This is a genomic window from Pseudomonas sp. FIP_A4, from assembly GCF_036701605.1.
In the GTDB taxonomy this organism is placed as follows: Bacteria; Pseudomonadota; Gammaproteobacteria; order Pseudomonadales; family Pseudomonadaceae; genus Stutzerimonas; species Stutzerimonas phenolilytica.
This window is the reverse complement of sequence record NZ_JAYDXP010000112.1, coordinates 122,195-142,457: the sequence shown is the minus strand read 5'-3', so window position 1 is coordinate 142,457 and position 20,263 is coordinate 122,195. Positions and strand designations below refer to the sequence as shown.

Genomic DNA, 20,263 nt, shown 5'->3' with positions numbered 1-20,263 from the left:
GCTGACGAAGTTGTTCTTCAGCGTCGAGTAGGTGATGTAGTTCATCAGGATGCCGTAGTTCTGATCCTGTTCGGAGCGGTTGCCGATCACCACCAGCTTGCGGCTCTGCATCAGCGCGAAGCCGGTACGGGTGCGGCGCGTTATGTTATCGATCACGCTGTTGTCGTTGGCGAACATGTAGTGCACGCCGTAACGCAGGTCCTCGAGAACATTGCCCTCCAAATGGTTGCCGTTGGAAGTATCGATATAGATACCGTCGCGCGTGTCGCGGACGTGATTGCCTACAACCTCGGCACCATGCACCGCATACAGGTGGATACCGTTTCCGCGATCCTGGGAACGCACGCTGGGGTCACCGACGATGCGGTTGCCGATGATCTTCACATCCTGCGTTCCGTCGGCCCAGATGCCGAAGCCGGCGCCCTCGAGACGGTTGTCCTTGAGCTGCGCGCCACGCGCGTTGCGCTCGATGAACACGGCAGAGTTCATCGCGGTGAGGTCGCGCCCCCAATCGAGAAGCGTGCAGCCTTCGACCGTGACATCGGGCGCTCCGATGTTCAGTGCATTGCCTTCGCCCTGCGCCCGAATCACGGCTCCGGGCTCGCAGCGCAGGTGCATCGGCTGGTCTATGCGGAACTGCCCGGCGTATTCACCGGCCGGCAGCCGCCAAAGTTTTTCACCCTCCGCCTGCAACGGCAGAGCGGTGATCGATTGCGGCGCCGCCTGAGCCACGCCACCGAATACGAGAAAAATGCAGAGTGCCCACGGAGAGAGCACATCGACAGCCTGAGATCTGAGCACGACAGTTACCTTATTCAGCGTCCAGGCAGATTGCGGGTGTTTCTCAGTGCCGGCAAGGGTGCCGGAACAAATCTAAGGAAAGGTTGCTGCAGGGATTCCTGCCCGACCGGAAGGGTCGGGCAGGAAGTTCGGCTTACGCCGGCTCGACCATCATGCGGCCGACCATTTCCATGTGCAGCGCGTGGCAGAACCAGCTGCAGTAGTACCAGTGCAGACCGGGCTTATCGGCCACAAAGGTAATGGAAGAGGTCTGCTGCGGGCTGATCTCCATGCTCACACCGTGGTTGACCATGACGAAGCCGTGGGACACGTCCTCGATCTGGTCGATGTTGGTGATGGTCACGGTGACTTCATCGCCCTGCTTGACCGTGAACTCCTGCACACCGTAGGCCGGAGCCATCGAGGTCATGTAGACGCGCACCTTGTTGCCGTCGCGGATGACCTTGTTGTCGGTTTCCAGGTTGATGCCGTCTTTCTTGGCCATCTCCACGGTGCCGGCGAAGAACGGATCGTTACGGTCCCAGATCTTCTTGGTCTTGATCTGGTCGCGGCGGGCCATGATGCAGTCGTGCGGCTCGGCGAAGGTCGGGCCGTCGTGCACCAGTTTCATCTCGTCGCCGGAAATGTCGATCAGCTGATCGTTTTCCGGATGCAGCGGGCCGGTCGGCAGGAAGCGGTCCTTACCGAACTTACACAGTGCCACCAGCCACTTGCCATCGGCTTCGCTGGTTTCGCACAGCGAGGCATGGATGTGGCCCGGCTGATAGTGCACGTCGAGCTTCTGCTTGATGTAGTTGACCTTCTCGCCCTTGTAGGCGCGACGGGCTTCTTCCATGTTCCACTTGACCACCTGGCTGTCGATGAACAGCGTGGTGTATGCGTTGCCGCGACCGTCGAAGGTGGTATGCAGCGGGCCGAGGCCCAGCTCCGGCTCGCCGACGATGACGTCACGCGGGTCCTTGAGCTTGCCGGCGAACAGGTCGGGCAGCATGTCGATGGCGATCATCGAGCAGGTCGGCGACAGTTTGCCGTTGGCGATGAAGTACTTGCCGTCGGACGAGGTGTTGCAGCCGTGCGGGTTCTTCGGCACCGGAATGTAGCGGGTGAACTCGCTGTCCTTGTCGCCCTTCTTGCGACCGTCGAGCACCGGCACCTTGGAGTCGCCCAGGGTGATGAACTTGCCCGCCTTGACCGCTTTTTCAGCCGCGTGGATGTCGAATACCACAACCCAGTCGCGCTCGTTGCGCATCATGCCGCCCAGATCGAAGGCCTTCTCCGAGTTGTAGCAGGTGGAGGCGGCGAAGCGGCCGGTGTAGTCGGCGTCGGTGTTATCGAGGTTGCCGTCGACGATGATCTGGAACGCCATTTCCATCTTCTCAGCGTCGATCACGTTGTACATGGTGTAGCTGTTCTCGTCCTGCAGATCGAACACCTTGCCGTCGTTCGGGTGCGGAATGACGAACTCGGCATTGGCGAAGACGTACTTGGTGTGCGGTACCTTCTGCAGGCGCAGGCCGTGAATGGCCTGGCAGTTCGGCACGGTGAGGATCTTGTCGCACTTCATGATATCCAGACGGATACGCGCGACGCGGGTGTTGGCCTTGTCGTTGATGAACAGGTACTTGCCATCGTACTTGCCGTCGGTCATCGAGATGTGCGGGTGGTGGCAGTCGCCATTGAGGAACTTGGCGCTGTCGCCGAGGACCGCCTTGCTCTCATTGGTCAGGCCCCAGCCGGTGGCCGAGTCGACGTTGAATACCGGGATGCGCATCAGTTCGCGCATCGACGGTACGCCCATCACGCGCACTTCGCCCTGGTGACCACCGGACCAGAAACCGTAGTACTCATCCAGCTCACCCGGAGCCACATGAATCTTCGATTTCGCTTCCTTGGCCGCGGCCGCGAAGGACTCACGGGTCATGACGGAAGTGCCCAGGGCGGTGGCGGCAACAGCCGCACCGGTCATGGCGGTTGCGCCGAGGAAGCCACGGCGGCTCAGACCACCCTTCTCCAGCGTTTCGGGATTGTTCTTGCTCTTGTCACTCATGGGGGTGTTGCTCCTTATCGCTTAACACAGATCAGACGATCAGTTCCGAACGGCTCGTCCGCAGACGACGCTCAGGGTTCCACCACTTCAACTACAGGGATCATTTCCGGCCCGACCGGGGCCTTCTTGTCACGCTTCTTGCGCTTGTTCTTGTTCACCAACGGAGGACACTTGTTCTCGTTGTGGTAGGTCATCTGGCAATCGAGGCAGTAATGGCACTCGTTGTGGTTGATGTGCCCATCCGGATGAATCGCCTGCACCTCGCATTCATTGGCGCAGATCTGACAGGGGTTACCGCACTCCTTGCGCCGCTTGAGCCAGTCGAACAGGCGGAAGCGACCGGTGATCGCCAGACCGGCGCCCAGCGGGCAGATGTAGCGGCAGTAGACCTTGCGGGTGAAGATGTTGACCACCAGCAGCGCCACCGCATACACCACGAACCACCACTGGCGGTCGAATTTGAGCGTGATAGCGGTTTTGAACGGCTCCACCTCAGCGGCCTTCTCCGCCATCATCATCGACTCGAGCGAAATACCGAACAGCACCAGCAGGACGATGTACTTGATCGCCCAGAGCCGCTCGTGCACCGCGAAGGGCACGTCGTACTGCGGAATCTTCAGCTTGCGCGCCGCCTCGTTGATCAGCTCCTGCAGGGCGCCGAACGGGCACAGCCAGCCACAGAACACGCCGCGCCCCCAGAGCAGGATGCTGGCCGCGGTGAACACCCAGAGAATGAAGATCACCGGGTCGGTGAGAAACAGTTCCCAGCGGAAATCCTTGACCAGCGCATGGACGAAGGTCAGCACGTTGACCACCGACAGCTGCCCCAGCGCGTACCAGCCGATGAACACCACGGTGAATACCAGGTAGCCGTGACGCAGCCGCTTGAGGAAGGTCGGATGCTTGGTCAGCTTGTCCTGCAGGAACAGGATCACGGTCAGCAGGCCCAGCGCGACGAGGATCACGCCGATCTGGAAGCTCTTCTGGTACCAGATGTTGACCCACATCGGCCGGTTGGCTTCTTCGATAATGGCGAGTTCTTCGGCAGTCGGCTGCGGACGCTCGATGTATTCCTCGGGGATCTGATACGGCAGCTCGAAGCTGGTGAAGATGCCATCGACCGGACCGGTCTGGCGCCGCACCAGCAGCTCCAGCGTCCACGGCGTACCCGGATCGAAGCCGGTCTGCTCGCGGATGATGAAAATCGCCATCTCCTTGAACTCTGGAATGCCTTCGGCGTACACGTCGTTGAGCCGCTGGAAGTCCAGATCGCGGAAGCTGATGATGTTGCCGAACTGACGCACCTGCACCCGATCGAAGATGCCGCCGCGCACGTAGCCCGAGCCCTTGAACGAGTATTCGCCGCTGCCGAGCACGGCAATCGCGTGCTCGCCCGGCTTGAGCTCTTCCATGAGGAAGCGGTACTGGTTGTCGCCGAGCAGATTACGGCCGATGGTCGGCGGATTCAGAGGCGCGGCATAGAGATCGATGAATGTCTCGTCGAGCTCCTCGGCCGGCGCCTCGTCAATGCCTTCGGCTGCGGTGCCCTTGAAAGCCTCGTTGATCTGGCCATTGGTCAGGTGCAACCGACGGATGGCGCCGTTGCCGGTCAGCTCAGCCCAGGTGGCTGGCTTGTAGACGTCGGTGCGTACAAGCGCAGGCTTCTGCCGCGCCTCGATGTTGTCTTTCACCAGCCCGAGCGAGGCGGCGACCTTGTGCGCCGAGCCCATGATGATCTCGTTGACCACCATCACGGTCACCGTAGCGCCGGTCACGGCGTCGACGGTCACGGCGCTCTTGTCACTGGAACGCCCTACCACCACGCGCTGATCGGCTTTGATGCCGGCGTACTTCAGGTCGAAGTCGTGCAGTTTCTGCTCGGGAATACCGATCAGCAGGATCGGCTCGTGGTGCTCGAGCACGTAGGCGTCGACAATCACGCCCTGCGGATCGAGCAGCACCTGCATGTTGATTGGCTTGCCGGAGTAGGCAGGGATCTGGGTGACGTTGATGCTCTGGTAGGCGTAGCCATAGACGGTGCCCACACCATCGGCGAGCGTACGCACCTTATATTCGCCTTCCGGCTCGGAGATATGGGTAGCTTTCGGGAAAAACTGCTCGATTCGTTGTTGCTCAACGGCGTAGTCCTTGGCCTGCGCCTGAACGGCACAGAGAGCCACGGCAAGGAGCACTACGAGGCCGTTCCCCCATGAGCGCAGCAGGCTGCGAAAAGAAAAGCAATGGGGTTTCATAGAGTTACCTTACTTCCACGACGGGATGTGCCGCGCATAGTAGGGGAGTGAAGCACCACCGCCCCTTGATTGCAATCAAGCCTGGGCGGTCCATCACGGTTTCCATTGAGCCATGTCAACAAGTGCTCTTGGCGCGCGAAAGTCTGACCATCCGGACGAAATTCAGGGTAGGTCATATCGCCCGAAGAGCTACCGGCCGACGGTCGTACAGATTAATCCGCGCACGTGACGGACTGGTTTATCCCCGGCGCGCCACTCAGTGATGCCGCCCCGGCGTAAGGTACGCGACCGTGGCGCCGCGATTGGTCTCACTGGTCTTGAGCTCCATCTTGGCCACGCTGCGCAGATGCACCTGATCCGGGCCATCGGCGAAGCGCAGTGCACGGCCACCGGTCCACATATCGGCCAGCGGCGTATCCGGCGTCAGCCCCATCGCTCCGTAGACCTGGACCGCGCGATCCACCACGCGGGTATGCATGCGCGGCACCAGCGCCTTGATCATGGCGATTTCACGGCGTGCCGCCTTGGCGCCGACCTCGTCGATCATCCACGCAGTCTTGAGCACCAGCAGGCGCGCCTGCTCGATTTCGATGCGTGACTCGGCGATCCAGTCGGCGACATTGGAATACTGCTGCAGATACTTGCCGAATGCCTTGCGCTCCTGGCAACGCTCGACCATCAGCTCCAGTGCTAGCTCCGCCTGGCCGATCGAACGCATGCAGTGATGGATGCGCCCCGGCCCGAGCCGGGCCTGGGCCATCATGAAGCCGTCGCCCTCACGCCCGAGCAGATTGCTCGCCGGCACTCGCACGTTCCTCAGCAGCAGCTCGCTATGGCCTTCAGGGGCGATGTGGTTCATCACCGGAATGTTGCGCACCAGCTCCACACCCGGGGTGTCGAATGGCACCAGGATCATGCTCTGTTGGTGGTGGGTCTCGGCGGCGGGATCGGTCTTGCCCATCACGATCAGCAACCGGCAGTCCGGGTGCGAGGCGTTGGTGATGAACCACTTGCGGCCATTGATCACGTAGTCGTCGCCGTCACGGCGGATCAGCGTCTGGATATTGGTGGCGTCGGACGACGGCACGTCCGGCTCGGTCATGGCGAAGGCCGAGCGGATCCGGCCCTCGAGCAGCGGCGTGAGCCAGCCTTCACGCTGCTCGGGCGTGGCGAACAGGTGCAGCAGTTCCATGTTGCCGGTGTCCGGTGCATTGCAGTTGAACACCTCCGAGGCCCAGTGCACGCGCCCCATGATCTCGGCCAGCGGAGCGTACTCCAGGTTGCTCAGCGCGGTGCCCGGTTCGTCTTCGCGTAGCGAAGGCAGGAACAGGTTCCATAGCCCTTCAGCCCGCGCCAGCGCCTTGAGATCGTCCATGAACGACACCGGATACCGGCCCGCCGCCACCTCGGCATGCCAGGCGCCGATGCGCGGCACGATGTACTCATCCATGAAGGCGCGGATCTGCTGGCGCAGCGCCTCCACGCGCGGACTGTAAGCGAAGTTCATGTGGTACCCCTGCAGATAAAGTGCGATGCAGCCACCTTAGCCGGGGCAACGACGAACGCAATGAGTCTGCAGCGGCTGAATTGGGCTCAATCAGCGCCGCGACAAGCGACCTCGGTCTTGACGGAAATCATCATCGGCCGCCGCGGACCTGCTAGGCCGAGACGCTGGTACAGCTACCAGTGCACGTAGAACATCGCCTTGGCCAGCACCACGATGCCGACCATCTGCAGGAAGATCGCCCAATGGATGGCGCGGTAGCGCGCCGGCGTCATCCGCCCGCTGCGCAGCAGGATCGCCACCAGGCCGAAGGTGAAAAACACGCCGACGGCCAGCAGGATCTTCAGGCTCAGCAGCATCCCGAAGCTGCCGGCAAACGGCTCGGCCAGCGCCTGGCGGTGAAACCAGGCCAGACCGATGCCGGCGCCGTAGACGAACAACACGACCCAGTGCAGCACCACCCGCGAGCGCGCGCCGACGGCCCGATCCAGCTGCTGCGCGACCGACTCGCCGAGCTGCGGGCGAATCCTGGCAAGAATCGCCACTTCGACGAACAGCGTGCCGATGAAGAAGATCGCTGCCAGCAGGTGCACAACATGCAGCACGGAATAGGTCATCGCAGGCTCCTCGGACAAGACAGGCGCACGATCATCCCTCAGCGCTACCCGAGAGGCCAAGCGCCGCGGGCCTATCGACTGGTTGAAGACAGACCCGTCGCACTACTGCTCAAGGGCGCATTGCGGTGATCTCGGCGCCGTCGCGGCGGATATGCTGGCCCGCCAGGAAGCTCCCGTCGGAACTGCGGATACGGTCGATGCTGCCGTCCTCCTTGCGCACCACGTACAGCGTCTGTTCCAGCCCGGCGGCGTCCTGCACACCGCTACCCAGCAGCCAGCCCAGCCCGCCACCAACCAGCGCGCCTATCGGCCCGCCTACCGCGCCGACCATGAAGCCACTGAGCCCACCGAAACCACCACCGACCGCATGATCGGGGTGAACCTCAAGAATCTCGTCGGCGTGAACGGATGCCGAGATCAGGATGGCGGCGCTGGCTGCTGCTACGATCAACTTTTTCATGGGGATGCTCCTTTTGACGTTCGTGAGATGTCGCACCCCAAGAACACTTCACGAAGCGTGCCGCTTTCTTAACCATTTAAAATCAATGAGTTAACATTTCAGATGGTAGATACGACCTGCGACATCAGGGTTTAAATAACAATCAGACGAGGTATTTAATACCAAGCAAGACGCTCGGTCTTTCTCACCCGATGCTGAAAAGAAGGAGTCCGCCGATGATCCAGTGCAAACGCGCCTATCTGCCAACGGCCGACGAGGATGGCCAGCGCGTCTTGGTCGATCGACTCTGGCCGCGTAACTGCCGCAAGGAAGATTTGCCACTCGATGGCTGGCTGCCGCAGCTGGCCCCCAGCACCGCACTGCGCCGCGAGTTCAAGGGTGGATTGCTGGATTTCGCCACGTTCCGCCAGCGCTACCGGCAGGAACTCGCGGCGCATCCCGAGCATTGGTGGCCGCTGCTGGAGCGTGCCGCGCGAGGCACGCTCACGCTGGTCTACGCCGCGCGGGACGAACGAGAGAACAACGCGCAGGTGCTTGCCGAATGGCTGGCAGAGGAACTGGAGCGCCGCGCCGATCCCAGCTCGCCGACCTGTTACGCCGGCAAGCCGCTGGAATGAAACGCGCTCAGCGCCGGTTAACGGTCAGCGCGGCGCGGATCACGTCGGCACCGATGTCTGCCTCGTAGGCCTGCCACACCGGCTGCATCCTTTCGCGCCAGGCCTGGCGCTGCTCCGGCGACAGGCTGATCAGCTTGCTGCTGCCGCTAGCGAGAATGCGCTCGCGATCGCGCCGGTTCAGCGCCTCCGCTTCCTCGTTCACCACCGCGGTCACCTCGACGATGATGTTCTCCAGTTCCGAACGGGTCGCGAACGGAATGCTGCGCCAGAACTCGGCGTTGGTGACCAGCATGTAGGCGAGCACACCGTGATTGGTTTCGGTGATGTACGGTTGCACGCTGTGCATGTTCTGGCTGGCGATGTTCGACCAGGGATTCTCCGCCCCCTGCACCACGCCGCTCTGCAGCGACTTGAACACCTCGGCGAACGGCAGGCGCACCGACTTGGCGCCTACGGCAGCGAACTGCGCCTCCAGCACCGCCGAAGGCTGCACGCGGAACGCCAGACCGCCGGCGTCGCCCGGCAGGCGCAACGCCTGGGTGGCGGAAAGCTGCTTGAGACCATTGTTCCAATAGGCCAGGCCATAAATGTTGTGCTCGGCCATCGAGCGCAGCAGCTCGCGGCTCTTTTCGCGACTCTGGAAACGCTTGACCGCTGCCTCGTCATCGAACAGGAACGGCAGGTCGAACACCTGCAGCTTGCGCGTGTATTTCTCGAACTTCGACAACGAGGGCGCCAGCAGCTGCACGCGGTTGTCCAGCAGTGCCTGCATCTCCTCGGCATCGCCCACGAGACTGGAGTTGGCGTAGACCTCGACCTTCACCTGACCGGCCAGACGCTGCTCGACCAGCTGCTTGAACAGCAGCGCCCCCTTGCCCTTGGGCGTATCGTCCGCCACCACGTGGGCGAACTTGATGACGATCGGCTCCGCGGTGCTGGCGGCCGGCAGCCCCAGCAGAGACAGCGTCGCGACCAGCGCGGTGACACAAGACTTGAACATCGAAAGCTCCCAGAAACGGCTGCGCGACGACGGTGCCTCGTGAGCGCCGGTCGCGTCGTTGATCGGATAAGTGCAATGGCGCGGCCAGGCGGCGCGATCCAATTCGGGCGAATGGCCGGTTCGTGGCACCCAAGGCTGCCGACCGGTCTTTATTGGCATGCGGTACTGCCTGCGCCTCGACTACCCGTCGCGGCGCAGGCCGCCGCGAGTCTTCGGCAAGCGGCCGCGGCAAACAAGCGCAAGCGACCTGGACAGCGCCGGTTTCGCGAACCCGGTCACGCCGTTGCGCACAGAAAAACCGCGAAACGAAACTGACCAATCAGTCACTTTCCGGCCGCTCGATGAGGCGATCATTCGGACGCATCCTGCACGCGTGTATGGCTAACGCTGCCGCAATTCCAGGCACACCGTTTGCCGCACGCGGGCTCAATCCTCCCGACCAATGCCGTATTCGCGCAGCTTGTTGGCAATGGTGGTGTGCGATACGCCCAGCCGCTTGCCCAGCAGCCGGCTGCTGGGATGCTGCTGATAGAGGCGTTCCAGCACGGCCTTCTCGAAACGCCCGACGATGCTTGCCAGATCGCCGTCGAGGGCGAAGTCGCCCAGCGGCTGCGCAGCACCGTAGGCCGGCAGGCGGATGTGTTCGGGCTCGATGCGCTCGTCGTCGCAGAGGGAGACCGCCTGAAACAGCGTGTTCTCCAGTTGGCGCACGTTGCCCGGCCAGTGATAGCCGCCCAGGCGCGCCAGCGCGGCGGCCGACAGTGTCGGCAACCGACAGCCGATCTGCCGGCTGGCTTGGTCGATGAAGTGCAGCGCCAGCGGCTCCAGGCCGTCGAGACACTCGCGCAGCGGCGGAATGTGCAGCGACAGCACGTTGAGCCGGTGGTACAGGTCCTGGCGAAACTCACCCTTGGCGCACAGCTCGGACAGATCGACCTGCGTTGCGCAGATCACCCGCACATCCAGATAGACCTCCTCGTCGCTGCCGACCCGGCGAAAGCCGCCGTCCTGCAGAAAGCGCAGCAACTTGGCCTGCAAGCGCGCACTCATCTCGCCAACGCCGTCGAGAAACAGCGTGCCGCCGGCGGTAAGTTCCAGCAGGCCCAGCTTGCCTTCCGGGCGCGCGCCCTCGAAGGCGCCAGGGCCGTAGCCGAACAGCTCGGTCTCGGCCATCGACTCCGGCAAGCCGGCGCAATTGAGCGCCATGAACGGCGCCTGACCGCGCGGGCTGGACAGGTGACAGGCACGCGCCAGCAGCTCCTTGCCAGTGCCGGTTTCGCCCTCGATCAGCAGTGGCGCGTCCAGCGGCGCCATCCGCCGGGCCTCGCGTACCACCGCGGCCATCATCTTCGAGCTCTGGAAGATGCTGTCGAAGCCGCGCAGCTCCTGCTTGCGCACGTTGTAGATGCGCTCGCCGACCTGATCGGCGCGGTGCAGCGTCAGCACCGCACCGGCCAGCGCCTCGCTGTCGTCGTGCTGCGACTGCAGCGGCGCGATGTCGGCGAGGAACACCTGTCCCTTGATCTGCACCCGCAGGCCGTTGATGCGCGCCTTGTTCGCTCGCACCAGCTCTGGCAGATCGAAATCCTCGGCGTAGCGCGACAGGCTCAGCCCCGGCACCTCGTCGACCCGTACGCCAAGCAGCTGCGCCGCACAGCGATTGGCCGCAACGATCGCGCCGCTCATGTCGACCGAAAGCACCGGAAAGTCCAGTGCGCCGAGCAGCGCGTTGAGTTCCAGCGAGTGTCGCTCGCTGGGCATCAGGCTGACCTTACGCAGCTCGAACACGCCCGGCAGCGCCTCGATCTTCGGTCGCAGGGCCTGCAACTGCAGGTTCATCAGGTTCGGGCAGTGCAGGTAGATGGCATTGCCCTGCTCGCCCCCGACCTCGCCGCGCGCCACGTTGATGCCGTAATCGACGAGCAGGTTGAGCATGTCGCGCAGGATGCCGACGCGGTTCTGGCAAAGGATTCGGATACGCATACGCGGCCTTTTGTTGTTATGCAGCGAGTTATTCGCAAGCCAGGCTTGATTATCGTCAAGATTATTTGACGAGCGCAGCCACAGACAAGGCGATCACCACGCCGCTCGGCGGATTCGTAAGATTTTCTTTACATCCGCCCGCAATCGAACTGCGTACAGGCTGCGCGCACCCTCTACCCAATGCCGGCGCCGACACGTTCAGATGAGGCATCCATAACAACAAGACTCAGGCGGCCACCCGCTCAGGAGGTCCGATGAACACCACGTCCTATGTCGCCCGCGAGCCGGACGCGCATGGCCACATCCACTACCCGGACGCCGAGCACGCCGTCTGGCAGACACTGATCGAACGCCAGCTGAAGTTGCTCGACGGGCGCGCCTGCCCGGAATACCTGGCCGGCATCGAGCAACTCGACCTGCCCCGCGAGCGCATTCCGCAGCTCGGCGAAATCAACCGCGTTCTGCAGGCCGCCACTGGCTGGCAGGTCGCGCGGGTGCCGGCGCTGATCCCGTTCCAGACCTTCTTCGAGCTGCTGGCGAGCAAGCGCTTCCCGGTCGCCACGTTCATACGCACGCCGGAAGAGCTGGACTACCTGCAGGAACCGGACATCTTCCACGAGATCTTTGGCCACTGCCCGCTGCTCACCAACCCGTGGTTCGCCGAGTTCACCCACACCTATGGCCAGCTGGGCCTGGCAGCGAGCAAGGAGGAGCGCGTCTATCTCGCGCGGCTGTACTGGATGACCATCGAGTTCGGCCTGGTGGATACGCCTGAAGGTCGGCGCATCTATGGCGGCGGCATTCTTTCCTCGCCGAAGGAAACGCTCTACAGCCTGTCTGCCGAGCCCGAGCACCAGCCGTTCGATCCGTTAGAGGCGATGCGTACGCCTTATCGAATCGACATTCTGCAGCCACTGTATTTCGTGCTGCCGGACCTGCACCGGCTGTTCGAGCTGGCCCAGCAGGACATCATGGCGCTGGTTCACCAGGCCATGCGCCTGGGCCTGCACCAGCCGAAATTCCCGCCCAAGGCGGCGTGATTCAGTGCTCGTGGTGGGCTGAAGCCCACCCTACGGGCCAAGTCGCAGGGTGGAAGACGCCGCAAGGCTCATCCACCGACCGCAACCTGAGCCCTCGACAGCGTGGCGGACCGAACCCGACGCGTGGACAAGCCTGCGGCGTTGTCCACCCTACGGCCTTCTATTCGCCTAGGCTTTCCAATGACTTTCACCCAACAGACCAAAGGGACCGATACCATGACCGCTCTCGCCCAAGCCCAATGTGAAGCCTGCCGCGCCGATGCGCCGAAGGTATCCGATGAAGAACTGGCCGAGCTGATCCGCGAAATCCCCGACTGGAACATCGAGGTGCGCGGCGACCACATGGAGCTGGAACGTGTGTTCCTGTTCCGCAATTTCCGTCACGCCCTGGCGTTCACCAACGCGGTCGGCGCCATTGCCGAGGAAGTCGGTCACCATCCGGCCCTGCTCACCGAATGGGGCAAGGTCACCGTGACCTGGTGGAGCCACGAGATGCGCGGCCTGCACCGCAACGACTTCATCATGGCCGCGCGCACCGACCAGCTCGCCGCCACTGCCGAGGGGCGCAAGTGATGCATTTCGGCCAGATACCCCGCGTGCCCGGCGATCCGATCCTCGGCCTGCTGGATGCGTTTCGCGCCGACGCCAACCCGGCCAAGCTGGACCTCGGCGTCGGCGTCTACAAGGACGCCCACGGACAGACACCCATTCCCCGCGCGGTAAAGCTGGCCGAGCAGCGGCTGGTCGACAGCGAGAAGACCAAGAGCTACATCGGCGGCCACGGCGATGCGCAGTTCGGCGCCTTGCTGATGCGTCTGGTGCTCAGCCCGCGCGCCGTGGCGCTCGCCGAGGATCGAGCCGGTTGCACCCAGGCACCCGGCGGCACCGGCGCGCTGCGCCTGGCCGGCGAATTCATCGCCCGCTGCCTGCCGGGGCGCACGCTATGGCTGAGCGACCCGACCTGGCCGATCCACCAGACGCTGTTCGCCGCCGCCGGCGTGCCGCTGCAGCACTATCCCTACGTCGGCGCCGACAACCGCCTGGATCGCGACGGCCTGTTCGCCGCGCTGGAGCGCATCCCGGCAGGCGACGTCGTGCTGCTGCACGCCTGCTGTCACAACCCGAGCGGCTTCGACCTGAGCCACGACGACTGGCTGCGTGTGCTGGAGATCGTCCGCAGCCGCGAACTGCTGCCGCTCTTCGACTTCGCCTACCAGGGCTTCGGCGAAGGGCTGGAGGAAGATGCCTGGGCGGTGCGGCTGTTCGCCGAAACGCTGCCGGAAGTGCTGATCACCAGCTCCTGCTCGAAGAACTTCGGCCTCTACCGCGAGCGCACCGGCGCGCTGATCGTCATCGCCGCCGGTCACGAGCAACTGCTGGATGTGCGCAGCCAGCTCGCCGCGCTGGCCCGCGGGCTGTGGTCCACGCCGCCAGCGCACGGCGCCGCGGTGGTGACGACTATTCTCGCCGACGACGCGCTGCGGCAGATCTGGCAGGACGAAGTGGAAGGCATGCGCCAGCGCATCGCCAGCCTGCGCCACGAGCTGGTGGAGGCGCTGACGCCGTACGGGCTGGCCGAGCGCTTCGCGCATATCGCCGAGCAGCGCGGGATGTTCTCCTACACCGGCCTGACCGCTGCCCAGGTGCGCCGGCTACGCGCAGAGCATTCGGTGTATCTGGTCGAAAGCGGCCGCGCCAGCGTCGCCGGGCTGGATGCCGAGCGACTGGATGAGCTGGCCCGCGCCATCGCCAGCGTGGTCGACTAGCCAGCCTGTCAGGCCGCGGCCGTCAGAGGCGCCCGCGCACCTGCCGCGGGCGGATGCCGAACTGGCGCTTGAATGCCGTGGCGAAGTTCGCCGGGCTGTTGTAGCCGGCGCGCCAGGCGGCCTCGTTCACGCTGATCCCTTCGCGCTCCAGCGCCTGCCGGGCCTGCAGCAGACGGCGGGCGCGCTGGTACTCGAAGATCGTCATGCCGCGCGCGCTGCGGAACTGGCGCTGCAGGGTGCCGGCGTTGACGCCCATCTCGCGGGCGATGCGCTCGAGCGTCCAGGCATCTGCCGCGCCGCTGTCGAGCAACTCCTGCAACCGCTGCAGGCGTAATCCTTCCTGCGGACGCAGCCCCGCCTCAGGCGCCGCCTCACCGAGGCTGCCGAGCGCCTCGCAGGCGATATCCAGCGCGCGGCTTTCCAGATACAGCCGTTCGAGCAGCGGGTCGTAGCCCGTCGGGCTGAGCATCTGTTCGGCCAGCGTCAGCAGCCGTGCCGATGGCTGCCACACACGCGGCGTCAGATGGCTCTGCATAAAGCGCCGCACCGCGCTGCCGGCCTCGGCGCCGGCGTGGTCGAACCATTCCGGCGCCAGACTCACCACCAGTTTGCGGATATGCCGACCGCGCCGGGCCTGGCGACGGAACAGCACCGGCTCGGTCACCGCCAGCGCCACGCCTTGCGGACGCTGGCGGCGGTCTGTCTGGCCGAAGGTGAGCGCCAGGTCGCCGTAGTTCACCTCGCTCTGGCCGTCGAGGAACAGCACGAACGACAGGCGCGGCTGCACCGGATTCTCGGCGACGAAATCCTGCAGCTCCTGGTAATCCGACCAGTGCAGCGACAGCCCCTCGCGCAGCTGCACCCAGCCCACCCGGCCGAAGAACAGCCGGTCGTCCTCCGGGCGCGCCAGGCGCAGCCCCGGCTGGCTCGCTGCCGGCAGTTCGCCGCGACGGATGAGGTGATCAGGTTGCTGCATGGCGCAAATCCCCGGAAGACGGATCGCAAAGCAAATGTTCGCTCGCGCAAAGGTTCGGCCCAGGCCGTGGTGGCAGACTACGCGCCGTCATTCTCGGATGCAAATCGTTATCATTTGTGCAATCGTGGGACAGTCGCCAACCTGCCCCGCCGCTTGCGACAGGAGCCGCAACATGGACCGCACCACCCGCCGTTCCCCTTTTTCCCGCCGCTGGCTGCTGCTCGGGCTGCTCGCACCGTTCCCGCTGAGTGCCCTGGCGCAGAGCGTCACCCCGCAGCAGGCAGTCGAGCTGGAGAGCATCACCGTCGAGGGCAATCGCCTGTACGACATGGCGCCCTCCGAGCAGAGTGGCGGCTACACCGTGCCGGCCGCCACCGTGGGCACCAAGACGCCCGCCGAGCTGCGCGACATTCCGCAGTCGATCACCGTCTACACCAGCGATTACATCCGCGACCGCCAGTTCGTGAACCTCGACGACCTCGCCAAGTACACCGCCGGCCTGCGCACTCTGACCAACGACAGCGGGCGCTCGTCGATTTACGCGCGCGGCTACGAGTACGACGAATTCAACATCGACGGCCTGCCCGCGCCGATGGCCAGCATCAACGGCACGCTGCCGTCGCTGTCGCCGTTCGACCGGGTGGAGATCATGCGCGGGCCGTCGGGCCTGTTCAGCAGTACCAGCGAGATGGGCGGCATCGTCAACATGGTGCGCAAGCGCCCGACCCGCGAATTCCAGGGCAGTCTCACCGGCCGCTACGGCAGCTGGGACCAGAACTACCAGGAAGCCGACTTTTCCGGCCCGCTGGATGAGGACGGCCGCGTGCGCGGACGCCTGGTCGCCTCGCGCGCCGATAGCAACGGCGAGGTCGACTACAACGCCAACACCAGCGAAAGCTTCTACGGCGCGCTCGACGTCGACCTCAGCGACGCCACGGCGATGTCCTTCGGGCTGATCCACCAGACCAAGGACATCGTCCCGCACAACGGCTACCCGGCCGCCACCGACGGCCGCCTGCAGCACTTCAGCCGCTCGACCTACCTGGGTGCGGACTGGGGCGACTTCGACGGCCGCAGCACCGATGCCGTCGCCGAACTGACCCACCGCTTCGACAATGGCGGCTACGGGCGCATCGCCGTGCGCGGCTCCAAGCGCGCCACCGACTACCTGTATGCCTTCACCGGGCGCAACGCCAGCACCGGCGTGACCAACCTGGCCTACACCGCGCGCGACCTGGAGCAGGACACCCTCGCCGTGGACGCCAACTACAGCCAGCCATTCGCGCTGCTCGGCCAGGTCAGCGAGTTCGTCGTCGGCACCGACTTCAAGCGCTACGAGACCGAATACGCCGATGCACGCGGCAACCTCGGCGTGATCGACGTCGACAGCTACCACCCGGGCGACAAGCCGCGACCGAACGTCACCTTCGGCGCGCCGACCGAAACCGACGAACGCGAGGCCGGGCTGTACGCCAAGCTGACCTTCCGCCCGATCGCGCGCCTGGCGCTGATCGGCGGCGCCCGCGTCAGCAGCTACACCGGCGAGAACAACACGGCCGCGCATGACGTGCGCGAAAGCGGCCATGTCACGCCCTATGGCGGGCTGGTGTTCGACCTCGACGCGCAACACTCGCTGTACGCCAGCTACTCGCAGGTGTTCAAGCCGCAAACCGAGGCCGATGCCGGCGGGCGCATCATCGAGCCGCGCGAGGGCGAGCAATACGAGGTCGGTATCAAGGGCAGCTACTACGGCGGCGACCTCAATGCGCGCCTGAGCGCCTTCCAGCTCACCGACGAGAACCGCGCCACCGGTGCTATCGACGACTTCGGCGTGCCGCTCAACGGCGTCTACGAAGCCACCGGCAAGACCCGCATCCGCGGCGGCGAGCTGGAAGTCAGCGGCTACCTGACGCCCGACTGGGAGCTGCTGGCCGGCTACACCTACATGAAGAGCGAGAACCTGGCCGGCGACGAGAACGCGCTGTTCGCGCTGATGCCGCGCCACCAGGCCTCGCTGTGGAGCAAGTACACGCTGCCCGGCGGCCCGTTGCGCGGCCTCGGCCTCGGCGCCGGCATCAGCGCCATGAGCGACTTCAGCATCGAACGCGCCGGCAGCCCGCGACTGAGCGCGCCGGGTTACGCGGTGGTCGACGCCAAGCTGTCCTACCCGCTCACCGACAAGCTGACCGCCACCTTCGACGCCAACAACCTGCTCGACCGCAAGTACTACTCGCGGGTCGGCAGCGTCGGCACCTTCAACTTCTACGGCCCGTCGCGCAATTTCGTCGTCGGCGCGCGCTACGAATTCTGAGCCACCCCACTGCCGGCCTGCGGGCCGGCCCACCCCTGCAAGGAGATTACCCGTGCCCCAGTTCCATGCCGTCGTACTCACCCCGCGCGCCGCGCGCAACATGACCCGGCTGTTCAAGCACTTCGCCCACAAGGGCGAGGTCGAACTCGACGAAACCCGCGCCCGCGTGCAGTTCCCCTTCGGCAGCTGCCGCATGCTCGCCGAAGCCGACCGTCTGCTGATCGACTGCCAGTCCGAGGCCGGCGAGGCGCAGAAGCGCCTGAGTCTGGTCATAGCCGACCACCTCGAACGCTTCTCCGGCGAGGAAGCGCTCAAGGTGCACTGGCAGGACGGCGCGCTGCCGCTGACTCACGCATGAAGCGCCTCGCCCTGGCCACGCTCACGCTGCTGAGCGTGCCGACCCAGGCGGCCACGCCAGCGGCGTCCGCCTGGCAGCCCGTGACGCTGCCGCAGACCGAGCAGCGCGTGCTGCATTCGCGCCACACCGGACGCGACTACCAGATCTTCCTCTCCCGGCCGACGCAGCCGGCGCCACCCGGTGGCTTTCCAGTGCTCTACGTGCTCGACGGCAATGCGCTGTTCCCGGCGCTGGCGCTGCAAGCCCAGGCGCTGGAAGCGCGCCCCGAGCCGACGCTGCGCAACAGCGTGCTGGTGGTCGGCGTGGGTTATCCGGGCGCCGCGCTCTACGACTTCAAGGCGCGCGCCGAGGACTACACGCCGCACGCCGAGGACCGCCAGCGCCTGCCCGGTCGCGAAGCACCGCCATCCGGCGGTGCCGAGCGATTCCTGGACTTCCTGGAAACCGAACTCAAGCCGCTGATCGCCTCGCGCTATCGAGTCGATCCCGAGCAGCAAACGCTGTTCGGTCACTCCTATGGCGGGCTGTTCACCCTCTACACGCAGCTCAACCGGCCGCAGGCGTTCAGCCGCTACGTCGCTGCGAGTCCGTCGATCTGGTGGTATCAGGGCTACGTCGAGCGCAGCCTCGCCCGCTTCGAGGGCCAACTGCGGCAGCATCCGGCGTACAGCCGCCTGCTGATCACCGTCGGCAGCGCCGAACAGCCGGCCGCCGGCGACCCGCTGGACGACCCGCGCCAGCGCCACATGGCCGAGCGGCGCATGGTCGACAATGCCCGCGACTTCGCCGAACGTCTGGGTACGATGCCCGGCATGCAGGTCGAGCTGCGCATCAACCAGGGCGCCAACCACGGCAGCAACGCGCACTACAGCAGCGTGCAGGCGCTGGAGTGGGCGGCCGGGGCCGGGAAGTGAGCGCAACCCGGCGAGCCGACGTGCAGCAGTCAAGAAAGTCCCGCGGCGACCGATAGCAGCACATCGCGCCTGTGCTCGCGGCTGTCCGCCGCGGGCGGCGAATCCGAGGACGTTCGATGTATCGCCGCTCCACCGACTGCGAGTCCCCGCTCGCCAAGGCCGCCTGCGAAGGCTGCCGCAACGGCCAGGCGCTGGATTTCAGCTTCGCCTATGCCTACCAGCCGATCGTCAACCTGCGCGAGCGCCAGCTGTTCGCCCACGAGGCGCTGGTCCGCGGCCCGGCCGGCGAGCCAGCGCCGAGCGTGCTGGCCAAGGTTACCGAGGACAACCGCTACCGCTTCGATCAGGCCTGCCGGGTCGAAGCGATCCGCACCGCCGCGGCGCTGGACATGCAGACACGCCTGTCGATCAACTTCATGCCCAACGCCATCTACCGCCCGGAGCTGTGCATCCGCTCCACGCTGGAGGCGGCGCAGCAGTACGGCTTTCCCATCGAGCGGATCATCTTCGAGACGGTGGAAGGCGAGGAGATCGACGACGGCAAGTGGCTGGCCGAGGTGCTGCGCGAATACCAGCGCATCGGCTTCATGACCGCCATCGACGATTTCGGCGCCGGCTTCGCTGGGCTCAACCTGCTGGCCGACTTCCAGCCCGACCTGATCAAGCTGGACATGGATCTGATTCGCGGCATCGACGCCAGCCGCTCGCGGCAGGCCATCGTGCGTGGCGTGACGGAAATCTGCCGCGAACTGGACATCCGCCTGATCGCCGAGGGCATCGAAACCCTCGACGAATGCCTGTGCCTGGCCGATCAGGGCATCGAGCTGATGCAGGGCTACCTGTTCAGCAAACCGCTGTTCGGCGCCTGCGCCAGCGCCGAGAGCCTGCTCTGGCCCGAGCTGCCGCGCTGAATCAGCCGGCGCGCAGCAGCTCCAGCAGCGCCGTTGCGGCGGCTTCCGAGGAGGCCGGGTTCTGCCCGGTCACCAGCTGGCCGTCGACCACCACGTAGGGCGCCCAGTCCGGTCCCTTGCTGTAGTTGCCGCCGCGTTCCTTGAGCCGGTCTTCCAGCAGGAAGGGTACCACGTCGGTCAGCTCCACCGCCGCCTCTTCGCCGTTGGTGAAGCCGGTGACACCGCGCCCCTTGATCAGGAAATCGCCATCGGCGCCACGCACCTCGGTCAGCACCGCCGGCGCATGGCAGACCGCCGCGACCGGTTTGCCGCTGCGCGCGAACGTCTCGATCAACTCGATGGCATGGCGGTCACGCACCAGGTCCCAGAGCGGGCCGTGGCCGCCGGGAAAGAACAGCGCATCGAAATCCGCCGCCGACACCTGCGCCAGCGGCACGGTGCTGGCCAGCGCGCGCTGCGCCTCGGCATCTGCCTTGAAGCGCCGGGTGGCTTCGGTCTGCGCCTGCGGTTCGTCGCTCTTGGGGTCGAGCGGCGGCTGCCCGCCCTTGGGCGAGGCCAGCGTGATGGCGGCGCCGGCGTCGCGCAGCACGAAGTACGGCGCGGCGAATTCCTCGAGCCAGAAGCCGGTGGGCTTGCCGGTGTCGCCCAGCCGGTCGTGGGATGTGAGCACGATGAGCACTTGCATGGAGCCTCCTGAAGGATGCGC

The 20,263-nt window shown here is 65.1% G+C and carries 18 protein-coding genes; 8 read left to right on the top strand and 10 right to left on the bottom strand.

Features of this window, described 5'->3' with window-relative positions; all coding sequences use genetic code 11:
- From U8L64_RS03645 to U8L64_RS03620, 6 genes are all read right to left on the bottom strand, one after another.
- Positions 1-801 (bottom strand): NosD domain-containing protein (locus U8L64_RS03645; protein ID WP_442965264.1); only part of this gene is annotated, 801 nt, incomplete at its 3' end.
- A gap of 133 nt (positions 802-934) precedes the next feature.
- A complete protein-coding gene (gene nosZ / locus U8L64_RS03640; RefSeq protein WP_043297939.1) occupies positions 935-2,848 on the bottom strand; it encodes a TAT-dependent nitrous-oxide reductase in 1,914 nt (637 codons plus the stop codon).
- A gap of 71 nt (positions 2,849-2,919) precedes the next feature.
- On the bottom strand, positions 2,920-5,100 hold the full coding sequence (gene nosR / locus U8L64_RS03635) for a transcriptional regulator NosR (protein ID WP_333394088.1): 2,181 nt from the start codon (positions 5,098-5,100) through the stop codon (positions 2,920-2,922).
- A gap of 256 nt (positions 5,101-5,356) precedes the next feature.
- Positions 5,357-6,607 (bottom strand): acyl-CoA dehydrogenase family protein, encoded by a 1,251-nt coding sequence (locus U8L64_RS03630; RefSeq protein WP_333394086.1) that lies wholly within the window; start codon positions 6,605-6,607, stop codon positions 5,357-5,359.
- Positions 6,608-6,780: 173 nt separating this feature from the next.
- Entirely contained in the window at positions 6,781-7,221 is a 441-nt protein-coding gene (locus U8L64_RS03625) for a CopD family copper resistance protein (protein WP_043297941.1), read from the bottom strand.
- Positions 7,222-7,330: 109 nt separating this feature from the next.
- Positions 7,331-7,681, bottom strand: a complete 351-nt coding sequence (locus U8L64_RS03620; RefSeq protein WP_043297942.1) for a hypothetical protein — start codon at positions 7,679-7,681, stop codon at positions 7,331-7,333.
- A 215-nt stretch (positions 7,682-7,896) separates the two neighbouring features.
- Between U8L64_RS03620 and U8L64_RS03615 the strand changes: the two genes are divergently transcribed.
- Positions 7,897-8,298 carry a DUF488 domain-containing protein gene (locus U8L64_RS03615; RefSeq protein ID WP_333394081.1) on the top strand — a complete coding sequence of 134 codons (402 nt, stop codon included), beginning with the start codon at positions 7,897-7,899 and terminating at the stop codon, positions 8,296-8,298.
- A 7-nt stretch (positions 8,299-8,305) separates the two neighbouring features.
- Here the strand turns inward: U8L64_RS03615 and U8L64_RS03610 are convergent, their stop codons facing one another.
- Positions 8,306-9,298, bottom strand: a complete 993-nt coding sequence (locus U8L64_RS03610; protein WP_333394079.1) for a TRAP transporter substrate-binding protein — start codon at positions 9,296-9,298, stop codon at positions 8,306-8,308.
- A gap of 426 nt (positions 9,299-9,724) precedes the next feature.
- Positions 9,725-11,281, bottom strand: a complete 1,557-nt coding sequence (locus tag U8L64_RS03605; protein ID WP_333394076.1) for a sigma-54-dependent transcriptional regulator — start codon at positions 11,279-11,281, stop codon at positions 9,725-9,727.
- 254 nt (positions 11,282-11,535) lie between these two features.
- On the opposite strand from U8L64_RS03605, the gene phhA reads away from it, so the two are divergent.
- The 3 genes from phhA (at position 11,536) to U8L64_RS03590 (ending at position 14,087) form a co-directional block, all read left to right on the top strand.
- Positions 11,536-12,321 carry a phenylalanine 4-monooxygenase gene (gene phhA, locus U8L64_RS03600; protein WP_077682637.1) on the top strand — a complete coding sequence of 262 codons (786 nt, stop codon included), beginning with the start codon at positions 11,536-11,538 and terminating at the stop codon, positions 12,319-12,321.
- A gap of 216 nt (positions 12,322-12,537) precedes the next feature.
- Positions 12,538-12,894: a 4a-hydroxytetrahydrobiopterin dehydratase gene (locus U8L64_RS03595; protein ID WP_008567023.1), complete on the top strand. Its 357-nt coding sequence runs from the start codon at positions 12,538-12,540 to the stop codon at positions 12,892-12,894.
- Positions 12,894-14,087: an amino acid aminotransferase gene (locus U8L64_RS03590; RefSeq protein ID WP_333394071.1), complete on the top strand. Its 1,194-nt coding sequence runs from the start codon at positions 12,894-12,896 to the stop codon at positions 14,085-14,087. The genes U8L64_RS03595 and U8L64_RS03590 overlap by 1 nt, the downstream gene beginning before the upstream one ends.
- Positions 14,088-14,109: 22 nt before the next feature.
- Here the strand turns inward: U8L64_RS03590 and U8L64_RS03585 are convergent, their stop codons facing one another.
- Positions 14,110-15,063 (bottom strand): helix-turn-helix transcriptional regulator, encoded by a 954-nt coding sequence (locus U8L64_RS03585; RefSeq protein ID WP_333394069.1) that lies wholly within the window; start codon positions 15,061-15,063, stop codon positions 14,110-14,112.
- 172 nt (positions 15,064-15,235) lie between these two features.
- Between U8L64_RS03585 and U8L64_RS03580 the strand changes: the two genes are divergently transcribed.
- From U8L64_RS03580 to rimA, 4 genes are all read left to right on the top strand, one after another.
- Positions 15,236-17,374, top strand: a complete 2,139-nt coding sequence (locus tag U8L64_RS03580; protein WP_333394067.1) for a TonB-dependent siderophore receptor — start codon at positions 15,236-15,238, stop codon at positions 17,372-17,374.
- 52 nt (positions 17,375-17,426) lie between these two features.
- Positions 17,427-17,732, top strand: a complete 306-nt coding sequence (locus tag U8L64_RS03575) for a DUF2218 domain-containing protein (protein WP_102827619.1) — start codon at positions 17,427-17,429, stop codon at positions 17,730-17,732.
- Positions 17,729-18,646 carry an alpha/beta hydrolase gene (locus U8L64_RS03570; RefSeq protein ID WP_333394063.1) on the top strand — a complete coding sequence of 306 codons (918 nt, stop codon included), beginning with the start codon at positions 17,729-17,731 and terminating at the stop codon, positions 18,644-18,646. The genes U8L64_RS03575 and U8L64_RS03570 overlap by 4 nt, the downstream gene beginning before the upstream one ends.
- Positions 18,647-18,762: 116 nt before the next feature.
- Positions 18,763-19,557: a S6 modification regulatory phosphodiesterase RimA gene (gene rimA / locus U8L64_RS03565; protein WP_077682632.1), complete on the top strand. Its 795-nt coding sequence runs from the start codon at positions 18,763-18,765 to the stop codon at positions 19,555-19,557.
- Position 19,558: 1 nt separating this feature from the next.
- On the opposite strand, the gene U8L64_RS03560 is transcribed toward rimA, so the two are convergent.
- Entirely contained in the window at positions 19,559-20,242 is a 684-nt protein-coding gene (locus tag U8L64_RS03560) for a type 1 glutamine amidotransferase domain-containing protein (RefSeq protein ID WP_333394058.1), read from the bottom strand.
- Positions 20,243-20,263: the final 21 nt, after the last annotated feature.

Coding starts and splice junctions, on each gene's coding strand:
- nosZ (WP_043297939.1), bottom strand. CDS start 2,848: ATGAGTGACAAGAGCAAGAACAATCCCGAAACGCTGGAGAAGGGTGGT.
- nosR (WP_333394088.1), bottom strand. CDS start 5,100: ATGAAACCCCATTGCTTTTCTTTTCGCAGCCTGCTGCGCTCATGGGGG.
- U8L64_RS03630 (WP_333394086.1), bottom strand. CDS start 6,607: ATGAACTTCGCTTACAGTCCGCGCGTGGAGGCGCTGCGCCAGCAGATC.
- U8L64_RS03625 (WP_043297941.1), bottom strand. CDS start 7,221: ATGACCTATTCCGTGCTGCATGTTGTGCACCTGCTGGCAGCGATCTTC.
- U8L64_RS03620 (WP_043297942.1), bottom strand. CDS start 7,681: ATGAAAAAGTTGATCGTAGCAGCAGCCAGCGCCGCCATCCTGATCTCG.
- U8L64_RS03615 (WP_333394081.1), top strand. CDS start 7,897: ATGATCCAGTGCAAACGCGCCTATCTGCCAACGGCCGACGAGGATGGC.
- U8L64_RS03610 (WP_333394079.1), bottom strand. CDS start 9,298: ATGTTCAAGTCTTGTGTCACCGCGCTGGTCGCGACGCTGTCTCTGCTG.
- U8L64_RS03605 (WP_333394076.1), bottom strand. CDS start 11,281: ATGCGTATCCGAATCCTTTGCCAGAACCGCGTCGGCATCCTGCGCGAC.
- phhA (WP_077682637.1), top strand. CDS start 11,536: ATGAACACCACGTCCTATGTCGCCCGCGAGCCGGACGCGCATGGCCAC.
- U8L64_RS03595 (WP_008567023.1), top strand. CDS start 12,538: ATGACCGCTCTCGCCCAAGCCCAATGTGAAGCCTGCCGCGCCGATGCG.
- U8L64_RS03590 (WP_333394071.1), top strand. CDS start 12,894: ATGCATTTCGGCCAGATACCCCGCGTGCCCGGCGATCCGATCCTCGGC.
- U8L64_RS03585 (WP_333394069.1), bottom strand. CDS start 15,063: ATGCAGCAACCTGATCACCTCATCCGTCGCGGCGAACTGCCGGCAGCG.
- U8L64_RS03580 (WP_333394067.1), top strand. CDS start 15,236: ATGGACCGCACCACCCGCCGTTCCCCTTTTTCCCGCCGCTGGCTGCTG.
- U8L64_RS03570 (WP_333394063.1), top strand. CDS start 17,729: ATGAAGCGCCTCGCCCTGGCCACGCTCACGCTGCTGAGCGTGCCGACC.
- rimA (WP_077682632.1), top strand. CDS start 18,763: ATGTATCGCCGCTCCACCGACTGCGAGTCCCCGCTCGCCAAGGCCGCC.
- U8L64_RS03560 (WP_333394058.1), bottom strand. CDS start 20,242: ATGCAAGTGCTCATCGTGCTCACATCCCACGACCGGCTGGGCGACACC.